The sequence below is a fragment of the Roseibium sp. RKSG952 genome, assembly GCF_009711355.1.
This window is the reverse complement of record NZ_SMMF01000282.1, coordinates 1-500: the sequence shown is the minus strand read 5'-3', so window position 1 is coordinate 500 and position 500 is coordinate 1. Positions and strand designations below refer to the sequence as shown.

The 500-nt window shown below is 54.6% G+C and carries 1 protein-coding gene; it reads left to right on the top strand.

The window, feature by feature from the left end:
- Window positions 1–209: 209 nt before the first annotated feature.
- On the top strand, window positions 210–500 hold a 291-nt coding region (locus E1297_RS49490), incomplete at its 3' end, for a hypothetical protein (RefSeq protein ID WP_209015539.1).

Below are 500 nucleotides of genomic sequence, written 5' to 3'. Positions count from 1 at the left end.
TTGCACTTCGCGGCTGAATCCACCCACCGGGTTTGTGCGGACTTTCGATCATCGATAGTGTCCCGAGACGTGGTGTAACTTTAGCAACAGGCAGTTCTTCTGGAAGTGTTGTGGTGTTCCGGCTGCGTTTCGGTACTTGCGGCGAGTTGTTCCCTGAAGTTTTGGTTGCTTGAGGTCTATGCCCGCATATATTGGGCGGGGTGTCGGAAATGCTCTCTCACGATCTGGCCAAGACTAGCCAGAAACCCGGTCGCTGTACCCTGCCATTCGTTGGCTGGATACTTTTCACGGATGAGTTTCAGAATAACGGTGGCGACCGCGTCGGATCTGCAGACGGCATGCCGCTCAAAGGGCAAGGCTGCCTGCGTGTTGTCAGTGCCGGGGCCGTGGCCTTGAGGCTTCAATTCGGCAATCCGGTCTCATTCCGAACGGATGAGGTGAGAATACCCTGGCATGGCAACATCGTTTTTTTGTGTGGCAACAAGCGGATATCAAATCCG